Below are 23,718 nucleotides of genomic sequence, written 5' to 3'. Positions count from 1 at the left end.
GAGTCCCGACTCTCGACCGACCAACCCGTCGTCCGGCTAGGACGGTGACGCCCGCGAGCGTAGCGAGCAGTACAGTCACGCCCCACCCGACCGGGAGACCTCCGTCGGGTCTGCCAGTCGCTGTTCTGACGCTGCCGCCGTGACCGTCGTGGCGACCAGCCCGAAGACCAATCCGCCGAGGCCGTCTTCGAAGCCCTCACTGAACGCCGGCCCGTTATCGCCGCCGAGACAGCCAGCGCCGGCGACTACACCGGCAGTCGCGCCCGCTCGGAGGACATCACGTCGTAACACACTCCGTCGTGACAGCGAAGCTGTATAAAATCGAGGGGCACGCGCATCGGAGTGTAGTTCGGCAGCGACCGCTTCGGCGGACCAGTACGCCCCGTTTTCCGGGTATTCGGTCTCCGTCCTTCTCGAAGACACGCGTCTAGCGATTGCAAGGGGAGTTGCGGACCGCGTTCAGTACTCCCAGAGGCGATGCACTCGGTCCGCGATGTCGGGGTACTCCGCCTGCAGGGTCTCGACGCTCGTCTCGCCGCCGACGTTGACGACGTGGACTTCCCCACGCTGGCCGCCGTAGACGTCCTGGAAGTCGTAGACGACGCCGACGACGTCCACGTCGTCGTCCACGTCGTCGCTCTCGACGAGGAACTCCACCTGTCGGTCGACGTTGTACTCGACGAGGCGGTTGATAGCGCCCTCGCGGTCCACGTCCGCTGGCAGCGCCTCGACGCCGCCTTCGAGGTGTGGTTTCAGGAGGCCGATGCAGTGTTCGATGCCCGGCGGTTCCGAGAGCCCGTCGGTCAGGTCGTCGTACGTCGCGGTGACGGCCCCACACCCGGTGTGGCCGACGACGACGGCCGTCTCGGTGCCGGTGTGTGCGAGGGGATAGAGGACGTCGCCGGAGACGACTTCGCCCGCGTCGGTCCGTTGGACGACGCGGTTGCCGATGTTACCACACGTAAAGAGATGACCGGGGTCGTCGTTCCCGAAGATAGCGTCCTGCAGCACCCGGGAGTCAGAACAGCAGACCGTGACTGCCTCGGGGTGCTGTGCGTCCTGTACGTCGTCGAAACGGTCGTCGAACCTCGCGGCGTGGTCCGCGTTCCCCTCCAGCAAACCGAGAAGCGTGTCGTTCATACAAGATATCGCAACGGCCGTCTGTATAGTAGTTCCCTCTCGTGCAACCGTCTGACCGGTGGTGTCAGTATGAGCGAGCGCCCGGTCGAGTATTAACAACCACTAAGCGCCACATCGTCCAACCACAGACGATGCCATTACACGGCGATGCCCTCGGGTTGTTCCTCGGCGCGGTCGCGCTCGGCGCCGTCCACGGTATCGAACCGGGACACGGGTGGCCAGTCGCCGCCTCCTACGCCCTCGACCAGTCGAACAAGTGGCTCTACGGCCTCGCGGCGAGCGTCATCATCGGCGTCGGCCACCTCGTCAGCAGTATCGCGATGGTGGCCGTGTTCTTCTACGCGAAGTCGTACTTCCGACTGACGCAGGTCAACGAACCCGTGGTGGTGGCACCGGGCGTCGAGATAGGCGGTCCGGTGAGCATCGTCGCCGGCGTCCTCCTGCTACTCATGGGAGTCCGTGAGTACCGACACGGCCGCCCACGCGGCCACGGAGGGGACGGCCACGACCACGAGGGCCACACGCACGACAGTGCCGGTGCGCTCTCGAAATTCGACGACGGGCACGCGCACGTCGACGAGGACCACAGTCACGCAGGCGGGCACGCCCACGGCGGCGGCGGTCTGCTCGGGAGACTGACCGCCAGACTCCCGTTCCGCGGCGGCCACAGCCACGACCGCGACGACTTCGAGGACGCGACCGACCGCGGCCTCCTCGGTATCGCGTGGTTCGCCTTCCTGCTGGGGTTCGCCCACGAGGAGGAGTTCGAGATAATCGCACTCTGCTACGGGTCGGCACACTGTCTCGAACTGATGACGGCGTACGCGGTGACCGTCGTCGTCGGCATCGTCGGCCTGACCGTGCTCTTGCTCGCCGGCTACCAGCACTTCGAGGAGACGGTCGAGCAGTACACGGGGTACCTCCCGGTGTTCTCGGCCGTCGTCCTCTGTGTCATGGGACTCGGGTTCGTGACGGGGCTGTTCTGACTACGCCGTCGCGAACCGGTAGGTGTCGTAGCCGGCGTAGGAGACGAGAAGGACGCTCGCGAGGACGGAAGCCAGTCCCACGACCAGCCCCAGCCGCCAGTAGGTCCAGATGCCGGCCCCCAGCAGTGTCCCGGCGACGAGAAACAGGACGGTGAGTCGGACGACGCGGAGGATGTCGGCGTTCACGGCTATTCGTTCACTGGACGCGGACAAATAGCTTGCCGGGAAGCGGGATCGACTCAACGGCCGGGGAGCAGTCCCTCGACCCGGTCGAGGACCGGCGACAACTCCGTCGCGAGTGCGTGCCGTTTCAGCAGGACGAACCCGGTGAAGATGACCACGAAGCCGGCCACGTCCAGTAGTTCGAGCGTCTCGTCCAGCGCCAGCCACCCCGAGACGGCCGCGAATATCGGTGCGGCGTAGGAGACGAGGTTTATCTCGATAGCGCCGAGGCGAGCCAGCAGGTCGAAGTAGACGACGTAGCCGATGGCGCTCGCGAACACTGCCAGATAGACGAGGGCGGCGACGCCAGCGAGAGAGAACTGTGCGTCCGCGAACGACTCGGACGGCAGGCCGAGACTGATGGTGTGGAGCAGGGCGGCCCCGATGACGTTCGACCACGCCACCATCCCCTCGGGCGAGATGTCGCCGTCGAGACGCTGGACGAGGACGCTCCCAAGCGCGACCGAAGCCGCCGCGAGCAGGACCAGCCCCGGCCAGACCGCCTCGCTTCCCAGCGGGTTCGACGACGTCGGACGGGCGACCATCGCGACGCCGACGAACCCGAGTAACAGGCCGATAGTGCCGACGACGGTCAGTCGCTGGTCCGGGAGGAACAGCCGGGAGAACACCGTCGAGAGGATGGGGCTCATCCCGACGAGGATGGCCGCGACGCCGCTGGTGACACCCGTCTCGCCGACGAAGAGGAACGCGTTGTACAACGCGATGATGAGGACCCCCTCGACCACCAGCGTCAGCCAGTCCGCGCGGGTCCGCGGGAGCCAGTAGTCGCAGGTGACCGCGGCGTAGCCGACCATCAGTACGGCGGCGAGGTCGTATCGAAGGGCGGCAAACAGCACCGGCGGGAACGCTTCCAGTCCGGCCTTGATAGCCATGAACGACGTGCCCCACACCGCGGCGAGGAGGACGAACAGCACTGCCGACCGTCGCTCGCTCATATCGGGGAGTACGACGGCGAGAGCATAACGCTGGTCATCACCCTCCTCATACTGGTGGCTGTAAGTTCGTAACGATATTCGCCACCCCGGGGTGGCGAAGTACTTCAGTGCCACCAGTATCAGTCGAGTGCGTGCCACACCGTCGCCGAGAGGTACAGCGAGGAGAGGGCGCCCACCGAGACGACCAGCCAGTACGTCGCGAGTCGGTAGACGACGACGCCAGCGGCGGCCAGTTCCGGCGGCGCACCGGTCAGGACGGAAAGCACCGCGGTGAGTCCGATTTCGGTTCCGCCCAGCCCACCCGGCGTCGGGAGAAGCGTCGCGAGACCGCTGGCCGGCGACAGGAACAGGGCGAGACCGATCGGGAGCGCGACGCCGACGGCGCTACAACCGAGGAAGAGCGCAGACGAGAACGCCAGCCACCCCCCGACGGCGAGCGCCGACGCGAGGACGAGTCGTCGCGTGTCACCCGTCGCGGTACCGAAGGACACGAGAAAGGAATCGACGCCGTTGGTGACGCGGCGGGGCGCCAACGAGCGGTGCACGCGCATCGAGATGCGGCCGACGGTTGCCCTGACGAGTGCCGCCGTCCGTTCGACGAGCGTCGCGACCACGTGACGCCTGTACGCGAGAACGGCCCCACCGACGACGAGGGCGAAGACGACGAGCGCCAACATCGCGAGGACGACGGGGCCATCGAGGCCGGGGAGCGGACTGACGAGCAGCGCCACCAGTCCAAGCGTCGCGACGCCGAGCGACCCCGCGAACACGAGCAGTTCACTCGCCGTGACGGCCGCGAACACCTCTCGAAACCGCCGATCGAGGTCTTCGGCGAGGACGTACGCCAGAATCGCCGACCCGCCGACGTTGCCCAGCGGGAGCACCTGCTTCCCGAACGTCCCCGTGAGATAGCCCAACTGGACGCGTCGTCGCGGGAGCGACCCGTCGATGCCGTCTATGACGGCCACGGTGGTCAGGCTCCAGCAGAGCTGTGCAAGCAGTGCCATCAGGCCCGCGAGCGCGACGAACCGGACGTCGGCACCGGCCAGGGCCGCGACCGTAGCGGAGACGTCGAGCGACAGGAACAGCAGGCCAAACAACGCGAGTGCGACACCGGCGCCCAGCGCCAACCGTTCGTACCCCGCTCGTTCGGCTCTGGCAGTCGCCATCGCGTTGTGTTGGGCCGCCGATCCGTATCAATCTACGGGCACTCTTCGCTCTCGTAGGTCTCTGCCAGCGCGTCCAGCGCCTCGTGGTGCTCGGTCGTGTGGGGTGCGGTAAGCGGCGAGACGCTCACCTTGCCGTCGACGACGGCGCGGCGGTCGGTCCCCTCGGGATCGGGGATGTCGCCGTCGGCCATGTGCTCCCAGATGCGGTCGTGGAGCGTGACGGCGTCGTCCTCGCGGACGGCGTCCATCTCGTACAGTCGCGAGGGGCGCGTGACTTCGAGCGGGGCCGGCCCCCACTCGGCGACGGGCGCGTTCACGTTGAGGTAGTCACACTGCTCGAAGACGCCGGCACCGAGTGCGTGATCCGCGAGATACGAGGTGGCACTGACCGCCTCGCCGTAGCTCTCGCCGTTGGCCTCGATGTCCGAGAACGCGGCGTCTTCGCGGACCGGGATGTACATCGAGACGGCGATGGCCGGCACGTCGAAGAACGTCGCCTCGACGGCGGCGCTCACCGTGCCCGACCGACCGAGCACGTACGCGCCGAGGTTCGCACCGCGGTTACAGCCGGCGACGACGAGGTCCGTCTCGGGGACGAGCGCCTCCAGTCCGGCGACGACGCAGTCGGCCGGCGTCCCGTCGACGACGTAGCCCATCTCGTGGTCTCGAACCTCGACTTCGTGAGAGATAGCGCGGCCGACGGCGCTCTGGTCCTCTGCGGGCGCCACCGCGGTCACGTCGCCGACCTCGGAGAGTCCGTCGTACACCGCTCGCAACCCGACGCTCTCGATGCCGTCGTCGTTCGTCAGCAGGATGGTCGGCTCGTCCATACGCCGTCTGGGGCCGTCGGCGAGAAAAACCCACTGCCCGGGCGTTCCGCCTGCCGATTGCTTGTAATTCGCCTACGCCTCGCTATCGCGCCCGGTCGACGGTCGTCTCGCCGTCGACGACGACGTTGTACGCGCCCTCGTCGTCGTTCCAGAGGACCAGCGCGTTCTGTAGCGAGAGTAGGTCACCGTAGTCGGCGTCCCGCAGGTCGTCGTTCAGCAGCGAGGGGTCGGTGACGACGGCGAAGTGGTCGACCTGCTGGCTCCCGTCACCCAGCAGATACAGCGGGTTCGAGTCCCCTTCGGAGAGGTCGCGACTGAGTTTGATTGCAAGCAGGTTCACCCGGTCGGTGACGTAGTTCTCGGCGTCGGCCATCGGTGCGTGCGTGCCGCGGTCCGGCGCCATCTCGATGGCCCGTTTGCCGTCTTTCCGGAGGACGCTGTAGGCGTACTGGACGTCGACGTTGACGAACTCGCGGGTGCCGCCTGCGGCGTCGTCCAGCCGTTTCTGCATCGACGGGATTTCGAGGTCGGGCTTGCGGTCGAACGACCACGACTCGCTCTCGGGCGTCTGGTGGGGCCACAGGCGGACTGTGGGCGCGTACACGTTCGCCGGACCGTCGTCGGTGACGGCGCGCTCTATCTCGCGCAGGCCCGTCGCGGTGTTCCGGTCGGCGGGTTCCAGCGCCACCACCGTCCCGTCGTCGGCAAGCGCGTCGAGGTAGCGTTCCACGACGGCCACCGGGTCGTCGAGTTCGTTGAGGACGTTGCCGAACAGCACGAGGTCGAACGGGCCGCCGTCCTCGACGGCGGCGTCGAGGTCGAACGCCTCCGCTGTCTCCCGGTGTATCGAGACGTCGACGTTCGGCCCGGGGTCGTCGAGCATCGTCTCGAGTACGTCGGCGGCGGCGCTCGGTTCGACAGCGTGGTAGTCCACGAGCGCCTCGTCCGGCAGGAGGTCGAGCAACCCGAGCGCCGGCCCACCGACGCCGGCACCGACGTCGAGAACGCGGAGTCTGGTGGGGAGCAGGCCCTCGGCCAACAGGTCCGCGAGGACGTACTGCGTGACCGCGTAGTAGTCGGGCAGGTGGTAGACGGCGTAGCCGTGGGCCGTCAGGTCGTCGTAGGCCACGTCGTCGCGCCGGAGGTACCGCTCTTTCACGTCGCGGATGCGCTCGCGGAGGCGGTCCCCGCTGTCGCCGCGCTCCCAGTCCGGGCCGTAGGCGTCGGTGAGCAGACTCTCGACCCGCCGGTCGTACGCCTCGGGGAAGCGCTCGACGCCGTGGAACGGGCCCGCTGGGGAGAGCGCTCCCTCCGGCGCCGGGACGAACGTGCCGTCGTCTTGCTCGACGAGCGCGAGGTCGACGGCCTCCTCGCGGAGCACCTGTCGGACGACGGCCGGGTGTGGCTGGCCGTCCACGTACTCGAATATCTCCTCGGGGTCTATCGGCCGGACGTTCCGGAGGTACTGGGCGTTCTCGCGTATCTGCTGGCGCGTCTCGGGGTTCATGAGAGCTCCTCGTACAGCGCGGTGAACGTCTCGGCGTCGGCGTCCGCGATCTCTCGGGCGGCCTCGGCGACGCCGTCGGCGCCCTCGAAGGTCGCCTGTATGTCGGCGTAGACGTGGGCGTCGCCGCCGGTGACCTGTCCGACGAGGTCGGCGAGTCCGCCAGAGACCGGCGTGTGGAACCGGTCGGGCACGTCGTCGGCGGCCATCGCGTAGGCGAGGACCGCCGCGTGAGCGCCGGCCTGTACCGTCTCCATCGCCTCGTCGTGTTCGGCCGCCGTCGTCTCGAAGGTGTCGTTGCCGGCCGCTGTGAGGGCACCGAGGACCGCGTCGACGGCGTCGCCGCCGGCGTCCGTGACGACGGCGACGTTACCGGGAGCGTTCTCCGGGGCGAACAGGGGGTGGAGGCTCGCCCGGCCGAGGTCGGGGGCCACAGCTTCCATCGCCGCGAGCGGCCCCGCCATGCTGCCGGTCACGTCGACGACGGCGTCGGTCGCCAACGGCGCGTATTCGCCGACGGTCTCCTCGGCGACGGGCATCGGCACGGCGACGCAGATCACGTCGAATCGCTCCGCCGTATCACTGGGGACGGCGCGGCCGCCGACGGCGTCGGCCGCCCGGCGTGCCGCGTCCGCATCGAGGTCCGTAAACGCGAGTGTCGCGTCGGCGTGGTCCCGGAGGGTCCGGCCGAACCAGCGGCCCATAGACCCGGCGCCGACGACGAGACAGTTCATGCGACGAGCGTAGCCCGGCGCCTCTCAAAAGCCGTTCGGTCACTGCCGGCACGCACGTATATGACGACTGACGAAGGTGGCGTAGACGGCCGTCGAATCGCTACCCGGAAGGCGACTCATCCCTCCTAAACGCTTATCCGTCGGCCCCGAGTCGTCCGAGGCATGAAGCGCGTTCGATTCCGCGACACCGCGGGGAACGTCCGTGGCGGCCGATGGACCGTCGAGGACGGGGAACCGGTCGTCACGGCGGCCGCCGGTCCGTACGGGCGAATCGCCTTCGGCGACGAGACGTACGCTCCCGACGAGGTGGACATCCTTCCACCGTGTGAGCCGACCAAGATCGTCTGCATCGGCCGCAACTACGCCGACCACGCCGACGAGATGGGCAACGACCTGCCGGACCGGCCGATGCTGTTCCTGAAGGCGCCAAACGCCGTCGCCTCCCACGGGAGCCACCTCACCCTGCCGTCGGGGAAAGAACGCATCGACTTCGAGGCGGAACTGGGCGTCGTCATCGGCGAACAGTGCAAGAACGTCAGCGAGTCCGGTGCGATGGACGTCGTCGCGGGGTACACCTGCCTCAACGACATCTCGAACCGCGACGATCAAGAGATCGAACAGAACTGGGTCCGCGGGAAGGCATTCGACAACGCCTGTCCCATCGGCCCCCTCGTGGCGACGCCGGAACACGTCCCGGAGGACGCCACCATCGAAAGTCGCGTCAACGGCGAGGTCAAACAGTCCTCGTCACGGGACCACCTCATCTTCTCCGTCGAGGAACTCATCGCCGAGATCACCGAGTACATGACGCTAGAACCCGGCGACGTCATCGCCACCGGCACCCCCGAGGGCGTCGGTCCGCTCGAAGACGGCGACGAGGTGGAGATAGAGATAGAGGGCATCGGGACGCTGAAACACTCCGTGAAGATCCCCTGACCCGCGATTCCCCGATTCTGTCGGCCGTACGGCGATGGTAACGCCTAAGTTTAGGGTCGCCTAATCGACGCCGAGATGGATCGGACGCCGGCATCACGGGCGGACGTTTGCGTCGTCGGCGCGGGGCCGGCGGGCGCGCTCGTCGCGAGCAGACTCGCCAGCGACGGCCACGACGTGGTCGTTCTAGAGGCCGGTCCACGGTTCGACTTCGCGGAGCGAGAGCGGCGGATGGAGGCGGCAATCCGGCCCGCCCACGACGGGTCAGTCTGGGATATGGGCGGCGAGCGCGACGCTTTCTCGGCCAGCGGCGAGCAGTACTATCCGCTCAACGTCGCTCGCGTGAAGGGCGTCGGCGGGTCGACGCTTCACTGGCAGGGGATGGTGATGCGCCTCCACCCCAGCGACTTCGACGGGGGCCACGACAACGACGACCCGGCGTGGCCCATCGACTACGACGACTTGCGGCCGTACTACGCCGACGCCGAACGGGCGATGGGCGTGGCCGGCGACGCCGACAACCCGTTCGCACCGCCGCGGGACGGCCCGTACCCGCTGCCCGGGTTCCCGCCCTCGTACAGCGATTCGCTGTTCGCCGAGGCCTGCGAGTCGCTGGGCGTCTCGATGCACGGCGTCCCCAACGCTCGCAACTCGGAGTCCTACGACGGGCGGGGTCCGTGTGTCGGCTACGGCACCTGCCAGCCAGTGTGTCCGTCCGGCGCGAAGTACGACGCGAGCGTCCACGTCGAAGACGCCGAGGCCGAGGGCGCGACGGTCCTCGACCGCGTGCCGGTCCAGCGCCTCGAAACCGACGCCGACGGCCGTGTGAGCGCGGCCGTCTACGCGACGCCGGACGGCACCGAACACCGACAGGAAGCGCGCGAGTTCGTCCTCGCGGCGGGCGGCGTCGAGATCCCGCGCCTCCTCTTGCTCTCCCGTTCGGAAGACGATCCCGACGGCCTCGCGAACTCCTCGGGTCTCGTCGGGCGGTACTTCATGGATCACCTCTTTGCCGGCGCGGGCGGCACGCTGGACGAGCGAACGCGCCAGAATCACGTCGGCTTTCTCACCAGCGAATGTCACCAGTTCTACGACGACCCGGGACAGGCCGTCCGGCGAGTCGACGACGGTGAGACGGTCGTTCCGGCCACCGACGAGCCACTGTCGCCCATCAAACTGGAGTTCCTCAACTACGCCGGCCCGTCACCGGTGGAACTCGCCCTGTCGGCCGACGAGTGGGGCGATGCCCTGCTGGACGGTCTCAGAGACGCCTACGGCACCAGCATCGCGATGGGCGGACTGGTCGGCCAGCCACCGCGAAAGGAGAACCGGGTGACCCTCGACACCTCGACCACCGACGACCACGGCAACCCCGTGCCCGACATCCAGTGGTCGTGGGGACCACGCGCCGAGCGCTCCATGCGGCGGGCCAACGACATCCAGCACGCGATTCTCGGCGAGTTGGGCGTCGACGTCTCGTGGACCGCCGGCCCCGACGGCGAGGGGTCCGGCCCGGCCTACCATCACATGGGAACGACACGAATGGGCACCGACCCAGAGACGAGCGTCGTGAACCCGCAGTTACGGGCCCACGACGTCGAGAATCTCTCGGTGGCGTCCTCGTCGGTGTTCGTCACCGCCGGGTCGATGAACCCGACGCTGACCATCGCCGCACTGGCGCTGAAGTGTGCCGACCACGTCGGCGAACGGCTCTAGTAGTAGAGGCCGAGGATGGCGCCGGCGTTGACCAGCAGGAGGACGGCGACCAGCGACGCGCCCAGCAGGAACGGTCGGGCGTTACGGGCGGGTTCGCGGACTTTCTTCTGGGCGAACCCGTCGGCGAGTTTCGAGGCCCCGACTTCGACGAGGCCGGCCAGCGCGAACCAGAGGACGACCATCGTGACGACGAGGTGGCCGCGGCCGGTCCCGGTCAGCGACTCGGTGGTGTACCGCGTCGCCGCGAGGTGCCCGCCCGTGACGAACAGGAGCAGTGCGCTCGCCCGCGAGACGGTCTGTAGTTTCCCGGTTATCGCCGAGAGCGGACCGGGACGGGTGTCGCCGTCCATCGCCGTCGGGAGGACGGCGTAGGTGGTGAACAGGACGCTGCCGGACCAGAGGCCCGCGAAGAGAAGGTGTGTCGCGAAAATCGCGGCATCGACTGTGCTCATGCCCGTGGGTTGGACGCGGGCCTCTTGAACGCCCCGAAACAGGCAGGCGACGGTGCGTCAGGAGCCGTCGAACGCGTCCTCGAACGCCTGCACCTCGCTGGACGTGTCCAGTTCCTTTGCGTCCGGTGAGTCGACGCTCGTCGGTTCCCCCGTCTCGGCGTCGCGGTCTAACTGGTCGATGAGGTGGACGAACGACCCGGGGTCTGGGACGAGGAAGATACGGAGCGAGAAGGCCACGTCGCTGTCCGCGATGTCGACCAGCGAGTCGAGGACGATGGTCAGCGAGTCACGGCGGACGTGTGAGAGCGCGTCGTCGGCGACGGTCATCGCTTGGGCTTGCTCGATGGTTGGCGTCCCCATGTCGATGGTCGTCTCAAGCGTGTTCGCGATGCCGTCGATGAACCCGGAGGTGAGGATGTTACACATCTCCTGTAAGGCCGACTCGTGGAGTTGCGTGAACTCGGACTCGACGTCCATCCCGGTCATCAACTGGGCGATCTCGGCGGCCGTCTCCGTCGAGAACGTCATCATGAAGACGCCGTAGGGTGGTTCGGCGAGTCTGACGCGAGCGCTGTATATCTCGCCAGTACCCATCTCGGTGGGGATGTCGCCCGGTTGCACGAACGAGAGGCTCTTTATTTCGACGGACGCGTCGACCCCGGCCAGCGTCGAGAGAGAGTCCGCGACGCTCTCCGACCCCTCCTTGATGAGCCGGTTGATGACCGTCAGTTTGCGGATGTCGATGAGAAGTGGCATCGCCTACCGACACGTCATAGCACACCGTATTATTACTTTTCGGTGGTAGTGAACCGAATCCCAGCGGCGGTGTGCGCCCGACTGAACGCCTTCCCGGCCTCTGTAGGTGGGCACGCTTAAGCCGCCCCACCCGCTTGGCACATCCATGCAACCACGAGACCTCTCCGCTCACACTGTCTATAGGGCGGGTCGCGGTATCGAGGAAGTCGCCCGGGAACTCGGTCTCGACCCGGACGAGATGGTAAAGCTCGCGTCGAACGAGAACATGTTCGGCCCGAGTCCGCTGGCCGTCGAGGCCATCCGGGACTCGGCCGAGCGCATGCACTCCTATCCGAAGTCCTCCCACGCCGACCTCGTCGAGGCACTGGCGTCGCTGTGGGACGCCGACCCCGAACAGGTGTGGTTGGGCAACGGCGGCGACGGGGCCCTCGACTGTCTCGCTCGCGCGATGCTGGAACCCGGCGACGAGGTGCTCGTGCCGAAACCCGGCTTCGCCTACTACGCGATGAGCGCCCGCTACCACCACGGCGAGGTCAACGAGTACACGCTCTCGAAGGCCGACGACTTCGCACAGACCGCAGAGACGGTGTTGAAAGACTACGACGGCGAGCGTATCGTCTATCTCACCAGCCCGCACAACCCGACCGGCGCGGAGTTCACCACCGAAGCCGTACGGACCATCGCCGAGGAGACGGACGAGGAGACGCTGGTCCTCGTCGACGAGGCCTACGGCGAGTTCGCCGACTCGCCGAGCAAGCGGCCCCTCCTCGACGAACGTGAGGACGTAGCGCTCCTGCGGACGTTCTCGAAGGCCTACGGCCTCGCGGGAGTCCGTCTGGGCTACGCCCTCGTCCCCGAAGAGTGGGCCGACGCCTACGCCCGCATCAACACCCCGTTCTCGGCGAGCGAACTGGCCTGTCGGGCCGGCCTCGCGGCGCTCTCCGACGACGACCACGTCGACCGCTCCGTCGAGACAGCAGCGTGGGCGCGCGAGTACATCCACGACGAACTCGCGGCCGATACGTGGGACAGCGCGGGCAACTTCGTGCTCGCCGAAGTCGGTGACGCCGCCGCCGTCGCCGAGGCCGCACAGGAACAGGGCGTCATCGTCCGCGACTGTTCTTCGTTTGGCCTCCCCGAGTGCATCCGCATCACCTGTGGCACAGAGGAAGACACCGAACACGCCGTCGCGGTCCTGAACGACGTCATCGAGGTGGTCGAGGCGTGAGAGTCGCAGTCACCGGGACGCCCGGGACGGGCAAGACCACCGCGACAGCGCGACTGGACACCGGCCTCGACGTCGTCCACCTCAACGACGTCATCAAATCCGAGGGGTTCTCGACCGGCGTCGACGAGGAACGCGGGAGTCTGGTCGCCGACATGGACGCCGTCGCGGAGTGGCTGGACGGCCGCGACGACGTCCTCTTCGAGTCACATCTGGCCCACAACTTCGAGGCCGACCGCGTGGCCGTCCTGCGGGCCCATCCCGACACCGTCGTCGACCGCCTGCGCGGGCGCGGCGACTCGGACTCGAAGGCGTACGAAAATGCGGAGTCAGAAGCCCTCGACGTCGTCCTCTCCGAGGCCGTCCACCACCACGGCACCGACAGCGTCTACGAGATAGACACGACCGACCGGGACCCGGACGCGGTGGCCGACGCCGTCTCGGCCGTCGTCGCCGGCGAGGTCGAACCGAGCGCTGGCACCGTCTCCTACGTCGACTGGCTATGACGTTGGACAGGTTCCGCTCGGTCGCAGACCGGGCGCTCGGGCCGTTCGTCGGGGCCGCAAAGACCGTCGGTCTCTCGCCCAACGGCGTCAGCGTCCTCGCGTTCCTGCTCGCCGGGGCGGCCGGCGGCGTCTACGCCGTCGCCTCGCAGGACCCCCTGCTGTACCTCGCCGGGGCCGTCTTCGTGTTCCTGAACGGGTGGCTGGACCTCGTCGACGGGGCGCTGGCCCGCGAGATGAACGTCGCCTCCGACGCGGGCGACCTGCTCGATCACGTGCTGGACCGCTACGCGGACATCGTCATCATCGTCGGCCTCGCGGCCGGCCTCGGTCGGTGGGCGCTGGGTATCGCCGCCGTCACGGGTGTCCTGATGACCTCGTACCTCGGCACGCAGGCGCAAGCAGTCGGCCTCGACCGCGTCTACGGCGGTCTACTGGGCCGCGCGGACCGACTCGCCCTCGTGGGAATCGTCACCGGTATCGCCGCGTTCGCGAACCCGACGGCGCTGAACGTCACGCTCGTCGGGTGGCTGCTCGTCGTCTTCGCCGTCGTCGGACACGTCACCGCGCTCCAGCGGTTTTACTACTCGATGCAGGCGCTGGAGTAGGGGCAACGCACCATTTATACCGCGCCCTCTCCAACCCTGCGCTATGGTACAGTGCGAGATGTGCGGCAAGGAGGTCTCCGCTCCCAACCGTGTCAAAATCGAGGGGGCAGAACTCGACGTCTGCGACGAGTGTACTGACTTCGGGACCGAGGTGAAGACGCAGGACTCCTCGTCGTCTACGTCGACGAAGTACTCGACGTCGTCGAGTAGTTCCGGGGGGTCGTCCTCGTCGTCGAGTTCGTCGTCTACCTCGTCGAGCGGCGGCCGACGCCGGGACATGTTCGACGAGATGGACGAGATAGCCCAGGACTTCGACGACCAGATTCGACAGGCCCGCGAGTCGGCGGGGCTGAGCCAGAAGGACCTCGCCCAGCAACTCAACGAGAAGGCGAGCCTCATCCGAAAGCTCGAACAGGGCAACTCGCTCCCCAGCGACGACGTGCGTACGAAACTGGAACGCGCGCTCGGCATCGACCTGAGCGCGGGCGGCAGCACCGACGAAACCGAGTGGTCCGGCGGTTCAAGCAGCGGCGAGTACACCCTCGGTGACGTCGTCGAACGGAAAGACTAGAGACGCAGATCCTTCTCTTCGACGTCTAACTCGGCGGCCAGCGTATCGACCCGTTTTTCGATGTCGGCGATCTCCGACTGGAGTCGTCGATACTGTTCGCTTCCGTCGAGTTCGGCCTGGGTCTTCTCCACCTGCAGGACGTTTCGCTTCAGTTTCCGGGACGTGAGCCGCTGGAGTTCTTCGTTGTACGTCGCGATTTTGTCGAGTCGGTCGACGACGTCGGTCAGGTCCTCGCGTGTGACCGGCTTTACGAGGTAGTCGTCGACGCCCATGTCGATGATGTCGAAGTCGGGATTGACCGCTGTCACCATGGCAACCCGACAGTCGAGGCTCCGCTCCTCGATCTCGGCGAGCACCTCGTTGCCGGAGACGACCGGCATCCGACGGTCGAGCAAGACGACGTCGACGGTGGGTGAGAGCATCTCGATGCCCTCCTCACCGCTGTATGCCGTCTCGACGTCGAACTGGTCCGAGAGGTAGTCCGTATAGAGGTCGGCGAGGTGCTGTTCGTCTTCGACGATGAGTACGGTCGGCGTCTCGTCCTCGGAGGTCACGACTTGTCTCTGCGGGTGTTTACAGTCCAGTATCTTAACCCCACTCATCCGTCGTTCCTGTGGTGCGTACGCTCTCGCAACCTATTTGCCGGCGGGCCCCGGTGGATGGTGTATGTTCGTCCTCGTCAATCTGAAGGCGTATCCGTGCGACCCAATCGAAGTAGCGACCGCCGCGGCCGACGTCGCCGACGATTCCGGCGTCCGTATCGCCGTCGCGCCGCAGGCCGCCCACCTGAGTACGGTGGCCGAGACGGGCGTCGAGACGTGGGCCCAGCACGTCAGCCCCAACGAACACGGGAGCCACACCGGCAGTACGCTCGCCGAGGCCGTCGCCGACACCGGCGCGGCCGGGACCATGCTGAACCACTCCGAGAACCGTCTCAAACTCGCCGACATCGACGCCTCGCTGGACGCGGCCGAGCGCGCCGACCTCGAAACCATCGTCTGTGCGAACAACCCCGACCAGATCGGCGCCGCCGCGGCGCTGGGCCCCGATGCCGTCGCCGTCGAACCGCCGGAACTCATCGGTACGGGCACTCCCGTCAGCAAGGCCGACCCCGACATCGTCACCGGCGCTGTCGACGCCGCGGCACGCGTCGACGGTGACGTCGACGTCCTCTGTGGCGCCGGTATCTCGACGGGCGAAGATCTCGTCTCCGCCTCGGACCTCGGCGCGAGCGGCGTGCTCCTCGCGAGCGGCGTCGCGAAGGCCGACGACCCGCGGGCCGCGCTCGAAGACCTCGTCGCACCGCTGAACTAACCGTCGAACGCGGTCACGCCTCGCCGTGACCGTCGAGTACGTCGCGTTCGATTCGCGTGGCGTAGTCTTCTATCGTCGACTCGTCGAGCGTCTCGTCGCTCTCCTCGCTGACCAGCGCACGGAGTCGGTAGTCGTACTTCCCGCGACCGACGTGTTCGACGAGGCCGCGGAGCCGTAGGGTCCGGTTCCGGGCGTACGCGGCGGTTCGGTCCCCGTCCCCGCCGGCGGAGAATTGGGCGTTCAACGGCGTGCCCGGCCCGTGTTCCCGGTAGTAGGCCAGCATCCGCAGCGTCTTGTCGCTCATCTCCGCGAGGTCTGCGACGACGTCGGCGACGACGGCGGGCCGGTCGGTCGCGTCGCCGTCTGCCGGGTCGTCCCCGCTCTCCTCGTCCTCGACTGCAGCCATCGCCGCCGCGAGGGCCGCGTCGGCGTCGCCGTCGTCCTCGGCGTGTCCGCTCGTCGCTGTGCCGTTCGCCGACGCACCGTTCGCCGACGCACCGTTCGCCGCCGGCGCGGACCCGTTCGTGGCGACGCCGTCGTCGCTCCCGCCGTTCATCGCTACGCCGTCGTCGCTGAAGGCGCTGAACGCGTCGCCGAACCCGCCGCCCGACGTGGCGTCTGTCTGTGCCTCGTCTGTCTGTGCCTCGTCGGCCTGTACCTCGTCGGTTCCGTCCTCTGATGGTTCTGAGAACCGCTCTCGCTGCCGACGCATCTCCTCCTGTGCGGTACGACCGGGGTTGTAGCCCTCGACGTGGCCCACCAGTGCCTCGGTGAACTGCTCGGCCATCCGTTGAAGGTCTCTGGCGTCTTGCAGTTCGGTTTCCAGTTCGGCGATGCGTGAGTTCTTCTTGTCCAGTTCCTCGCGGAGTTCGTTGATGCGGTTCTCCGTGGCCTGCTTCTCTTCGCTGATGGTCTCCAGTTCCGAGACGAGGTCGTCGCTGACGGACTTCAGTTCGGGCCGCTCGAAGTCGTCGAGGCCGGGCGTGGCACCCGCGTCGAACGTCTGCTTGCGGTGGAACTGGACCCGGCGGACCTGTTCGGCCCAGTCGGTCATCATGAACGCTTCGCCGTCGTCTAAGTCCTCGACGGCGTCGGCGTAGTTGTTGTCGAGGATGCGCCCAACGACTTTGGTGTCGTTGTTCCACGTGAGTCTGTGCCACACCAGCCAGTCGCACTGGGTGATGTAGTCTTTCTTGACGTCGGCGGGTCGCTGGCTGATGCCGACGATACCGAGGCCGTGTTTGCGACCCCGCTTGCCGATTTTGATGAGCATCTTCCCGACTTCGCCCATCCCGCCCTTCTCGGGAATCCACTCGTGGCACTCCTCGACGAGCATCAGAAACGGCTGCTTTTGCTTCTTCGCCTTGGCGAACAGTTGTCTGGCGACGGCCGTCAGCAGGGCCTCTGCCTCCTCCTCGTCTAGAAACGACGAGACGTCGAGGATGATGGGGACGTTCTGTTCGAGGGCCAACGACGCTATCTTGCCCGCGTGTTCCTCGGTGACCTGTATGTCACACTCCTCGTCGCCGCCGACGTGGAGGATCTCGTACTCCTCTTTCAGGCCGTAGTACTCGCCGTCGATATCGACGATGAGGAGGCCAAAGCCGTTGTCCAGCAACTTCTCGGCGACGACGCTCGCCGTGTTTGACTTCCCCGACCCGGACTTGCCGGTGATGAACCCCCGCCCGGTCAGCAGTTCGACCACCGGAATATCGACGGACTGACCCGGGTCTTCGGTGCCACCGGGACCCGCGCTCGTGTCCGCGACGGTGATGTGTTCAGTCTCTGCCATGCGTTCTTGTCGGGACTGAGCATCTCACTGCCCATAACTCTCCGTCAGACGCCAGTCAGCCATTCGACCAGTCGTATCGGTGAGAGGTGAGCAAGGGCTATTGTGCTGGCCCTCCTCCGTGCCACCGAGTGGCAGTAACGACCACATGACCCGCTACGACACCCACGTCGAGGACGGTATCGTCTACGTCGGCACGGGCGACGGGCCACTGGAGGTGGCGCCGCTCTCGGACGTTCTTGCCGCCGTCGGCGGCCCGGCGTGGACGATAACCTACACCGACGCCGAGAAAGATCGGTACCCCGAGATGGAGACGGACGACGAGGGACTGGTCGTCGACGTGGTGGATATGCTCAACGCGATGACCCATAGCGAACAGTTCGTCCAGACGCTCGCGGCCCATCCGACGACGGTACCCGATGCAGACACGATATCGCCGCGCGCGGGACTGTTCGTCGGCAAGTTACTGGAGAACTTAGAGAACGGCGTCGCCTGAGACCCGGTCAGTCGAAGTCGTCGAGCGACACCTGTCCGTCGCGGTTCGCCGACGACGCGTCCTCGTCTCGTCCCGCCGCCGTGTCGTCGAACTCGGTGAGGGAGACCTGCCCCTCCGAGTCGCTCTCGGGTGCCGCTCCGTCCGCCGTCGTCTCGCTGTCGCCCGCCGACGCGTCCGCTCCGTCGAAGCCGCTGAGACGTACCTGTTCGCCCACCGAGAAGTCTAAGTTCGAGACGCGGACGCCGACCTTCCGGACCGCGGCGTCCTCGAACTCCGTCAGCAGGTCCAGCGCCACCGACTCGACGAGGTCCGCGTCGTCGACCGGACCGGGCAGCGACCGCGCGCGGGTGTTCACGTCGAACGGCGGTTCGACGACCTTGATGCCGATAGTCTGGTAGCGGGCCTCTTTGCGATGGGCACGGTCGGCGACGGCCGACGCGAGCGTCTCGATTTTCTGGCGCTTCTGGTCGGCGTCTTCGACGGCGTCGGTGAACGCCGACTCGCGCGAGAGACTCTTCGGGTCGCCCTTCGGCGTGACGGTTCGCGTGTCCTCGCCGCGGGCGTAGCGCCGTATCTCCAGCCCTCGCTCGCCGAATCGCTCGGCGACCGTCTCCGGGTCGGCCGCGGCGAGGTCCCCCGCCGTCTCTATGTCCAGCGCCGCGAGTTCACGGGCCGTCACCGGACCGACGCCGTGGACCTCCTCGACGGGGAGGTCGGCGAAGAACTCCCGGACGTCTCCCGGCCGGACGACGACGAGGCCGTCGGGCTTGTCGTGGTCGCTGGCGACTTTCGCGGCGCTCATCGTCGGCGCGACGCCGACGCTCGCGACGACGCCCACCGCCGACTCGATGGTCGACTTCAGCGTGTCAGCCCACGACTCGGCCTCGTCCCACGACACGTCGTCGGTGACGTCTAGGTACGCCTCGTCGATGCTGACCTCGCGTACCATCTCGGCGACGTCGTGGAGGATGTCCTTGACCTCGCTCGCGACGGCCTCGTAATGGTCCATGTCCACCGGACGGTAGTATCCCGCCTCCTCGACCGACATCTCGGGGTCTTCGGCGGCTTCGACTTTCCGAGGGAGCCGTTCGAGCGCCTCCGAGATAGCCATCGCCGACTCCACACCGAACTCCCGTGCTTCGTAACTCGCCGTCGCGACGGCGCCGTGGGCCTCCCCGTTCTCGTAGCCCATCCCGACGACGAGCGGTTCGCCTTCGAGGGCGGGTTCCCGTCGGCGTTCACAGGCCGCGTAGAAACAGTCCATGTCGACGTGTGCGACCACTTGGTCGGTCGCCGAGGTCCCGGGAAGCCGCGCGGCGTCCATGTTTGAGGGTACACACGCGGGCCCAAAACGTCTCCGCCCGACGACGAGTCGCGGTCACTCGGTGTCAGAGTCAGAGACGTACACGCGCGTCAGCCCGGCGAGCCGGTCGAGGTTCGCGCGAAGCGCCGCCGCCTGTTCGTCCGTCACTGCGGGCGTCAGCGTGACCGTAACTTGCCCGTCGAACGGGTGGGCCTCCAGTTGGCTCCGGGCCTCGAAGAGACGACCGTAGCCGTCGCTCCCCCACTCGACGTCGGTCTTGAACACCATCGCGCCGAAATCGCGGCCGTAGTTCGCCTCGGCCTTCGTAGAAAGCGTGTCGAGTCGCTGGCCGATGGACGAGAGTCCACGGGTGTCTGGGAGTGCCAGCAGGACGTCGGTCACGGGGTAGGCCGGCTCCGCCGCGAAGTCCGGTGCGTACGCGCCCGGGTGGCGCTCCAGTTCCGGGCCCTCCCTCACTCGATAGGCGACGAGTCTGGGCAGGCCCCCGTCGTACAGGTGAGCCTCGACGCGCGGGGCCATGCCGGCCCCTATCGGCGGCGTCTCGCCGACTCTGAGAACCGCGGCCAGTACACTCATGCGTACGAGGACACGCGACTGTCACCTCAACCTATCGTCGCGGTAAAACGAAGCGACGTCGGCGGGGTGGCCTAACCCGCCGACGACAGTTGGCCGCCGATGCCAATCCCGGAAGCTACAGCGGTCGTTCCCGCTGGGAGCTCGGGGGCTCCATGCTAACGTTGCACACTATCCCACTTCAACCTTACTCAGACAGAGTGACAAGTGACGGGCCGTATCAGACGACGTCGTCGAGTTCGACGGTGCCTTCGTCGACGTCGTCCCAGTCGTCGCCCATCCACTCACGGAGACGGTCGGTGACGCCTGCGAAGTCGTCGCCGTCTTCGAACTGTTCGACGAGTACCCACTGTTCCCCGGGTCTGTCGAACCCGAGACTGTAGCCGCGTTCGCCCTCGACGATGACGACGAACGCCGTCACGATGTCGAGGTCCGGGAAGAATCCGACCGGCGCGACGCCGTACTCGTCGTGCTGGGCTTCGAGAGCCTTGACCTCGGCCGTCGACAGCGGTCGCGCCGGGAGTGAGTCCCTGATAGTGGTCATCGGTTCACTGTCGCCACGAGACGCCCAAAGCGATTTCGGGACTGGAACACCCCTTCGCTTTGGGACCGACTCGGCCGTCTTTCCTTCGTAGCCAGCGGCCCGGGACCGCCGCTGGAAGGCGTTTTCCGTCCCCGCCGCCGGCGTGACGGCGTACTTCGGCTTGCCACGCTGAGGACGTGCTTCGGTATCTGAATACACCCCCTCGAAACCGCGACACTGATAACATCGGGAAGCGAGAGACACACCGCAGTCTTGCGGTTGTAGGTGTTTGAGTAAGGGAGTGGGGTCGGAGGGGCCACTACTCCGGCATAAATCGCCAGTATCGGCCGTTAGCGCGGTGAATTTGGACTTACTCATTGTCGGAAATTGATAGGTCCCCGAGGTAGTCGCGGCGTCGCTCTTCGAGCTTTTCGTCACCAGTGGCAACGTCGTAGTGTCGACGAATGACCGCGGGCGTCGAGTTGACCCGTTCGGCCACGTCCTCGATGGGCATCCCGCAGTTGAGTTGCCACGTGATAGAACCGGTACGCACCTGATGGGGTGAGCGAGACGATGGACAGCTACCCGAATAGTTTCGTTCCCGGTAGTTGCACTTTGGACGTTCGCGGCCGTGCGGACAGCCGGTGTAGACACAGGGCTGTGTTCCGAGATACGACCACGCGCGAACCGTCGTCTTCGACGGCCTCGCCTGCCGGGCGGAGAACAGCGGCCGCCTGCCGTGTTCGTCGCGCTTGTCGAATCGCTCCCGATGGATGTACGTGTCCAGCACGTCGACGACCTCAGGAGGAATCGCTACCGGTCGCTCACCGTCCTTCCCGTTCTTGAGCCGGGTTCCGGTCTGCGGGCGATTGACGAAGCGCAGGATTCCCCTCTCGTTGTCGTAGTCCTCGAAGTCGAGAGCACGTATGCCGCTCAAGCGACAACCAGTGAACCACAGTACTTCGAGAAGCGTATGGCGCGGAGTCCCGTACCACGTCTTCGACTCACGATAGTACGCGAGCAGCGAGGAAGCATCGTCGGGCGCGAGTTTGATTTCACTCCGTTCGTCCTCGGCGGAGAGTTTGGGAATCGGAACCTTCTCTTCTAACTCGGTGTCCACGGCGTCGATGCGACCGAGGTATCCGAGCAGTTGCTTCACTGCCATCATCTTCCCCTTCACCGTGACCGGGGCGTCCTCAGTGAGCGAACGGCGATACTCGTCGAGGAGCCAGCCGGACAGTTCACCGACGGATTCGACCGGTTCCTCTTCGCACCACTCCACGAACGGCGTGAGCCTGTTGGAGTAGCTTCGAATCGTGGAGTCGGTCGAATCCATCCGGCACTCATCGAGAAACCGCTCACGGGCTTCACGTGGTGAGAGATCCGAGGGCGAGGTCGGCTTTCGAGTCACTCGAACACGACCCCCAAGAGTTCGCGGAGATCGTCGCCGTCCGTGCGATTACCGGACTCACCAGATCGTTCTGGAGAGTCACCGGAAACAGCTACCATCCTGTTGCAGTTCGGACAGGGATGACGGCGTTGATGCGAAATCGCATCAGCGTGGGTGTTGCATCGCTTCGAAAATTCACAGTTGGGACAGCGAACTGTGAACCCGGCGCGCGGCCGAACGTCGGGTTTTTCATCTGCCGAGACGACTGTCATCGTGCGGGGCGTGCGCCCCGTGCTGGTTCCGTACGACATGATTGCCGGTCGGAGCCACCTTCTGGGCCGTGTTGCAGCACGGCCCGGTTCTCAGCCACTGAGAGCCATCAGTGGGTGGCCCACAAAAACATGGTTACTTGCAGAGTGCATAAATGTATCGGACAACCACATAAAGCCTCGCAGGTATCTAATGTATAATTAGACTAAATTAGGTAGTCGGGAGTAAATGAGTTATTCAAATGCGTCTATCGGGTTCGTGGCAGAGTGTTTGGGATGACCGTATCCTCGAATGGATGAGAGAGAATGAGGGTACAGGGACTCCCAAGGAAATCCATGACAGCGGTTTTGTCCGGGTTTCTCGAACGCAAGTCGGTCGCCGGATGAAGAAACTCGCTGAGCATGGTCTCTTGACCCACGTCGGTAACGGAGCATACGTTATCACCGACGAGGGGGAGGCATACCTTGATGAGGAGTACGACGCCGAAGAAGGCGTCTATACCAACGGTAATGGGCCAACGGAATCCGCATCGACGAGCGAACCAGAGACAAACGACGTGTAATCGCCCTCCACCATGACGATTCGAAAAACTGCCCGCTGGCAACGGAGCATCGACGACCGAATACTCGAACACCTTCGGGATGACTCACTGTCGACAGCCAAACAGATGGCTATCTGTGACAACATTCACGCGACAGAAGCGCAGGTACAGGATCGGTGTCGAGTGTTGGCCGATGCGGATCTGGTAGCATTTCTTACTGAGGATCAGGATTTTGTGGAGCTAACGACCGAGGGTGAGCAGTATCTGGAGGGCAAGGTCGACGTGGAGTTGTATCCATATCCGCGACATCCGAAGGCGATGGAATAATAATACTATATTACAATTAACAGATGTGTTCCCCTTCGTAGAAATGCGAGAGCAGAATGAAGAGATTTGGCGATATATAGATTACCCCACATTCATGTGGATTGTTCAAACAGAACAATTACATTTCCATCAAGCAAGTGATTTTTCGGACACATATGAAGGGAAGTTTCCACAATTTATCAAGGATGTGTATCAAGCCCATTGGGGAGATAATTTTGAAGATGGGAAAGAATTCATACAGTCAACTAGAGATATAACATTTCTAAATTGTTGGCACAAAAACTCCTACGAATCAGCCGCTATGTGGGAGCAATATAGTACCGCTGGGAAAGGCATCGCTATAAAAACAACCCGGAAGAAATTATTGAAAAGCATCAATTACGATCTGCCAGAAAAATCAATAACTGCAAGAGATCTAGATGTTATTTATATCGATTTTGAAAAAGGATATGATGATTTGGAAGAAGATCAATTAGACAAGCTTGACGAATCTATTGACATAGATAGATCAGGGATGGAGACTTCTCAGCTATATAGATTCAAAAGAAGAGAATACGATTACGAAAATGAACTCAGAATATGTCTTCAATTCAACTATCTAATAGATGGTGATGACGATTCAGGGCAAGAAAGCCCGTTTGAACTTAAGAAATCAGAATCTGACTATGGTCCGAGTGAGATCCCGGTAGATTCTTACTTATATTTACCAGTTGCAGTTGACGAACTCATAGATGAAATATATGTAAAGCCAAATATGGATGAGTGGGTGGTTAATTCAATAAAAGAAGCATTAGATAGTAGGGAAGATTTAGACTTATCTTCGGCAGATGTCACACGGTCAGATTTGGACGAATTTTGAAACATTC

Annotated in this window: 27 protein-coding genes; 11 read left to right on the top strand and 16 right to left on the bottom strand. The window is 65.0% G+C overall.

From position 1 onward, the window contains the following. Positions 1 to 75: 75 nt before the first annotated feature. Together NDI85_RS01510 and NDI85_RS01505 are read right to left on the bottom strand one after the other, a co-directional pair. On the bottom strand, positions 76 to 291 hold the full coding sequence (locus tag NDI85_RS01510; RefSeq protein ID WP_310914716.1) for a hypothetical protein: 216 nt from the start codon (positions 289 to 291) through the stop codon (positions 76 to 78). A gap of 168 nt (positions 292 to 459) precedes the next feature. Further along, a complete protein-coding gene (locus NDI85_RS01505; RefSeq protein ID WP_310914715.1) occupies positions 460 to 1,140 on the bottom strand; it encodes a carbonic anhydrase in 681 nt (226 codons plus the stop codon). 131 nt (positions 1,141 to 1,271) lie between these two features. On the opposite strand from NDI85_RS01505, the gene NDI85_RS01500 reads away from it, so the two are divergent. Beyond that, positions 1,272 to 2,126 (top strand): hypothetical protein, encoded by an 855-nt coding sequence (locus NDI85_RS01500; RefSeq protein ID WP_188995172.1) that lies wholly within the window; start codon positions 1,272 to 1,274, stop codon positions 2,124 to 2,126. Here NDI85_RS01500 and NDI85_RS01495 read toward each other — a convergent pair whose 3' ends face one another. The 6 genes from NDI85_RS01495 to NDI85_RS01470 all read right to left on the bottom strand — a co-directional run bounded on the left by NDI85_RS01495 (position 2,127) and on the right by NDI85_RS01470 (position 7,541). Then, entirely contained in the window at positions 2,127 to 2,312 is a 186-nt protein-coding gene (locus NDI85_RS01495; protein WP_188995174.1) for a hypothetical protein, read from the bottom strand. A 53-nt stretch (positions 2,313 to 2,365) separates the two neighbouring features. Further along, positions 2,366 to 3,304, bottom strand: coding sequence for a DMT family transporter (locus tag NDI85_RS01490; protein WP_188995176.1), 939 nt, complete (start codon positions 3,302 to 3,304; stop codon positions 2,366 to 2,368). Positions 3,305 to 3,423: 119 nt separating this feature from the next. Next, on the bottom strand, positions 3,424 to 4,473 hold the full coding sequence (locus NDI85_RS01485) for a lysylphosphatidylglycerol synthase transmembrane domain-containing protein (protein ID WP_188995177.1): 1,050 nt from the start codon (positions 4,471 to 4,473) through the stop codon (positions 3,424 to 3,426). A 32-nt stretch (positions 4,474 to 4,505) separates the two neighbouring features. Further along, positions 4,506 to 5,303 (bottom strand): 5'/3'-nucleotidase SurE, encoded by a 798-nt coding sequence (gene surE, locus NDI85_RS01480; protein ID WP_310914714.1) that lies wholly within the window; start codon positions 5,301 to 5,303, stop codon positions 4,506 to 4,508. An 82-nt stretch (positions 5,304 to 5,385) separates the two neighbouring features. Further along, the gene (locus NDI85_RS01475) at positions 5,386 to 6,810 is read right to left on the bottom strand and encodes a methyltransferase domain-containing protein (protein ID WP_310914713.1); all 1,425 of its coding nucleotides are present in this window, start codon (positions 6,808 to 6,810) and stop codon (positions 5,386 to 5,388) included. Beyond that, complete coding sequence (locus NDI85_RS01470) at positions 6,807 to 7,541, bottom strand: NAD(P)-binding domain-containing protein (RefSeq protein ID WP_310914712.1); 735 nt, start codon at positions 7,539 to 7,541, stop codon at positions 6,807 to 6,809. The genes NDI85_RS01475 and NDI85_RS01470 overlap by 4 nt, the downstream gene beginning before the upstream one ends. A gap of 162 nt (positions 7,542 to 7,703) precedes the next feature. Here NDI85_RS01470 and NDI85_RS01465 point away from each other — a divergent pair, with 162 nt between their 5' ends. Next, complete coding sequence (locus tag NDI85_RS01465) at positions 7,704 to 8,477, top strand: fumarylacetoacetate hydrolase family protein (RefSeq protein ID WP_188995185.1); 774 nt, start codon at positions 7,704 to 7,706, stop codon at positions 8,475 to 8,477. A 75-nt stretch (positions 8,478 to 8,552) separates the two neighbouring features. After that, positions 8,553 to 10,190: a GMC family oxidoreductase gene (locus NDI85_RS01460; protein ID WP_188995186.1), complete on the top strand. Its 1,638-nt coding sequence runs from the start codon at positions 8,553 to 8,555 to the stop codon at positions 10,188 to 10,190. Here the strand turns inward: NDI85_RS01460 and NDI85_RS01455 are convergent. Continuing rightward, a complete protein-coding gene (locus tag NDI85_RS01455) occupies positions 10,187 to 10,642 on the bottom strand; it encodes a transporter (RefSeq protein ID WP_188995188.1) in 456 nt (151 codons plus the stop codon). The genes NDI85_RS01460 and NDI85_RS01455 overlap by 4 nt on opposite strands. A gap of 57 nt (positions 10,643 to 10,699) precedes the next feature. After that, positions 10,700 to 11,398 carry a chemotaxis protein CheC gene (locus NDI85_RS01450; protein WP_188995190.1) on the bottom strand — a complete coding sequence of 233 codons (699 nt, stop codon included), beginning with the start codon at positions 11,396 to 11,398 and terminating at the stop codon, positions 10,700 to 10,702. Positions 11,399 to 11,543: 145 nt separating this feature from the next. Here NDI85_RS01450 and hisC point away from each other — a divergent pair, with 145 nt between their 5' ends. From hisC to NDI85_RS01430, 4 genes are read left to right on the top strand one after another with little or no spacing between them, the layout of a single operon-like run. After that, positions 11,544 to 12,626, top strand: a complete 1,083-nt coding sequence (gene hisC / locus NDI85_RS01445) for a histidinol-phosphate transaminase (RefSeq protein ID WP_310914711.1) — start codon at positions 11,544 to 11,546, stop codon at positions 12,624 to 12,626. After that, positions 12,623 to 13,129, top strand: a complete 507-nt coding sequence (locus NDI85_RS01440; protein WP_310914710.1) for an adenylate kinase family protein — start codon at positions 12,623 to 12,625, stop codon at positions 13,127 to 13,129. Before hisC ends, NDI85_RS01440 begins: the two co-directional genes overlap by 4 nt. Further along, positions 13,126 to 13,734, top strand: coding sequence for a CDP-alcohol phosphatidyltransferase family protein (locus NDI85_RS01435; protein ID WP_188995196.1), 609 nt, complete (start codon positions 13,126 to 13,128; stop codon positions 13,732 to 13,734). Before NDI85_RS01440 ends, NDI85_RS01435 begins: the two co-directional genes overlap by 4 nt. A 43-nt stretch (positions 13,735 to 13,777) precedes the next feature. Then, positions 13,778 to 14,305: a multiprotein bridging factor aMBF1 gene (locus NDI85_RS01430; RefSeq protein ID WP_188995198.1), complete on the top strand. Its 528-nt coding sequence runs from the start codon at positions 13,778 to 13,780 to the stop codon at positions 14,303 to 14,305. Here NDI85_RS01430 and NDI85_RS01425 read toward each other — a convergent pair. Then, positions 14,302 to 14,907, bottom strand: a complete 606-nt coding sequence (locus NDI85_RS01425; protein ID WP_188995200.1) for a response regulator transcription factor — start codon at positions 14,905 to 14,907, stop codon at positions 14,302 to 14,304. The genes NDI85_RS01430 and NDI85_RS01425 overlap by 4 nt on opposite strands. Before the next feature lie 64 nt (positions 14,908 to 14,971). On the opposite strand from NDI85_RS01425, the gene tpiA reads away from it, so the two are divergent. Next, positions 14,972 to 15,619: a triose-phosphate isomerase gene (gene tpiA / locus NDI85_RS01420; protein ID WP_310914709.1), complete on the top strand. Its 648-nt coding sequence runs from the start codon at positions 14,972 to 14,974 to the stop codon at positions 15,617 to 15,619. 13 nt (positions 15,620 to 15,632) lie between these two features. Here the strand turns inward: tpiA and NDI85_RS01415 are convergent, their stop codons facing one another. After that, on the bottom strand, positions 15,633 to 17,411 hold the full coding sequence (locus NDI85_RS01415) for a helicase HerA domain-containing protein (protein WP_310914708.1): 1,779 nt from the start codon (positions 17,409 to 17,411) through the stop codon (positions 15,633 to 15,635). Between the two features lie 145 nt (positions 17,412 to 17,556). Between NDI85_RS01415 and NDI85_RS01410 the strand changes: the two genes are divergently transcribed. After that, positions 17,557 to 17,904, top strand: coding sequence for a hypothetical protein (locus NDI85_RS01410; RefSeq protein WP_166970312.1), 348 nt, complete (start codon positions 17,557 to 17,559; stop codon positions 17,902 to 17,904). A gap of 7 nt (positions 17,905 to 17,911) precedes the next feature. Here the strand turns inward: NDI85_RS01410 and dinB are convergent, their stop codons facing one another. From dinB to NDI85_RS01390, 4 genes are all read right to left on the bottom strand, one after another. Beyond that, positions 17,912 to 19,228 carry a DNA polymerase IV gene (gene dinB, locus NDI85_RS01405; protein ID WP_310914707.1) on the bottom strand — a complete coding sequence of 439 codons (1,317 nt, stop codon included), beginning with the start codon at positions 19,226 to 19,228 and terminating at the stop codon, positions 17,912 to 17,914. Positions 19,229 to 19,282: 54 nt separating this feature from the next. After that, complete coding sequence (locus NDI85_RS01400; protein WP_310914706.1) at positions 19,283 to 19,804, bottom strand: hypothetical protein; 522 nt, start codon at positions 19,802 to 19,804, stop codon at positions 19,283 to 19,285. A 217-nt stretch (positions 19,805 to 20,021) separates the two neighbouring features. Continuing rightward, positions 20,022 to 20,345, bottom strand: a complete 324-nt coding sequence (locus tag NDI85_RS01395) for a hypothetical protein (RefSeq protein WP_188995210.1) — start codon at positions 20,343 to 20,345, stop codon at positions 20,022 to 20,024. 349 nt (positions 20,346 to 20,694) lie between these two features. Then, complete coding sequence (locus NDI85_RS01390; RefSeq protein WP_310914705.1) at positions 20,695 to 21,660, bottom strand: tyrosine-type recombinase/integrase; 966 nt, start codon at positions 21,658 to 21,660, stop codon at positions 20,695 to 20,697. Positions 21,661 to 22,225: 565 nt separating this feature from the next. Here NDI85_RS01390 and NDI85_RS01385 point away from each other — a divergent pair. Then, complete coding sequence (locus NDI85_RS01385; protein ID WP_396275498.1) at positions 22,226 to 22,546, top strand: ArsR family transcriptional regulator; 321 nt, start codon at positions 22,226 to 22,228, stop codon at positions 22,544 to 22,546. A 400-nt stretch (positions 22,547 to 22,946) separates the two neighbouring features. Beyond that, on the top strand, positions 22,947 to 23,711 hold the full coding sequence (locus NDI85_RS01380) for a DUF2971 domain-containing protein (RefSeq protein WP_310914703.1): 765 nt from the start codon (positions 22,947 to 22,949) through the stop codon (positions 23,709 to 23,711). Positions 23,712 to 23,718 lie beyond the last annotated feature (7 nt).

Origin of the sequence: Haloarcula sp. S1AR25-4, assembly GCF_031624555.1 — an archaeon.
GTDB lineage: Archaea > Halobacteriota > Halobacteria > Halobacteriales > Haloarculaceae > Haloarcula > Haloarcula pellucida.
The sequence above is the reverse complement of the archived record's forward strand: the minus strand, read 5'-3'. Positions and strand labels throughout refer to the sequence as shown.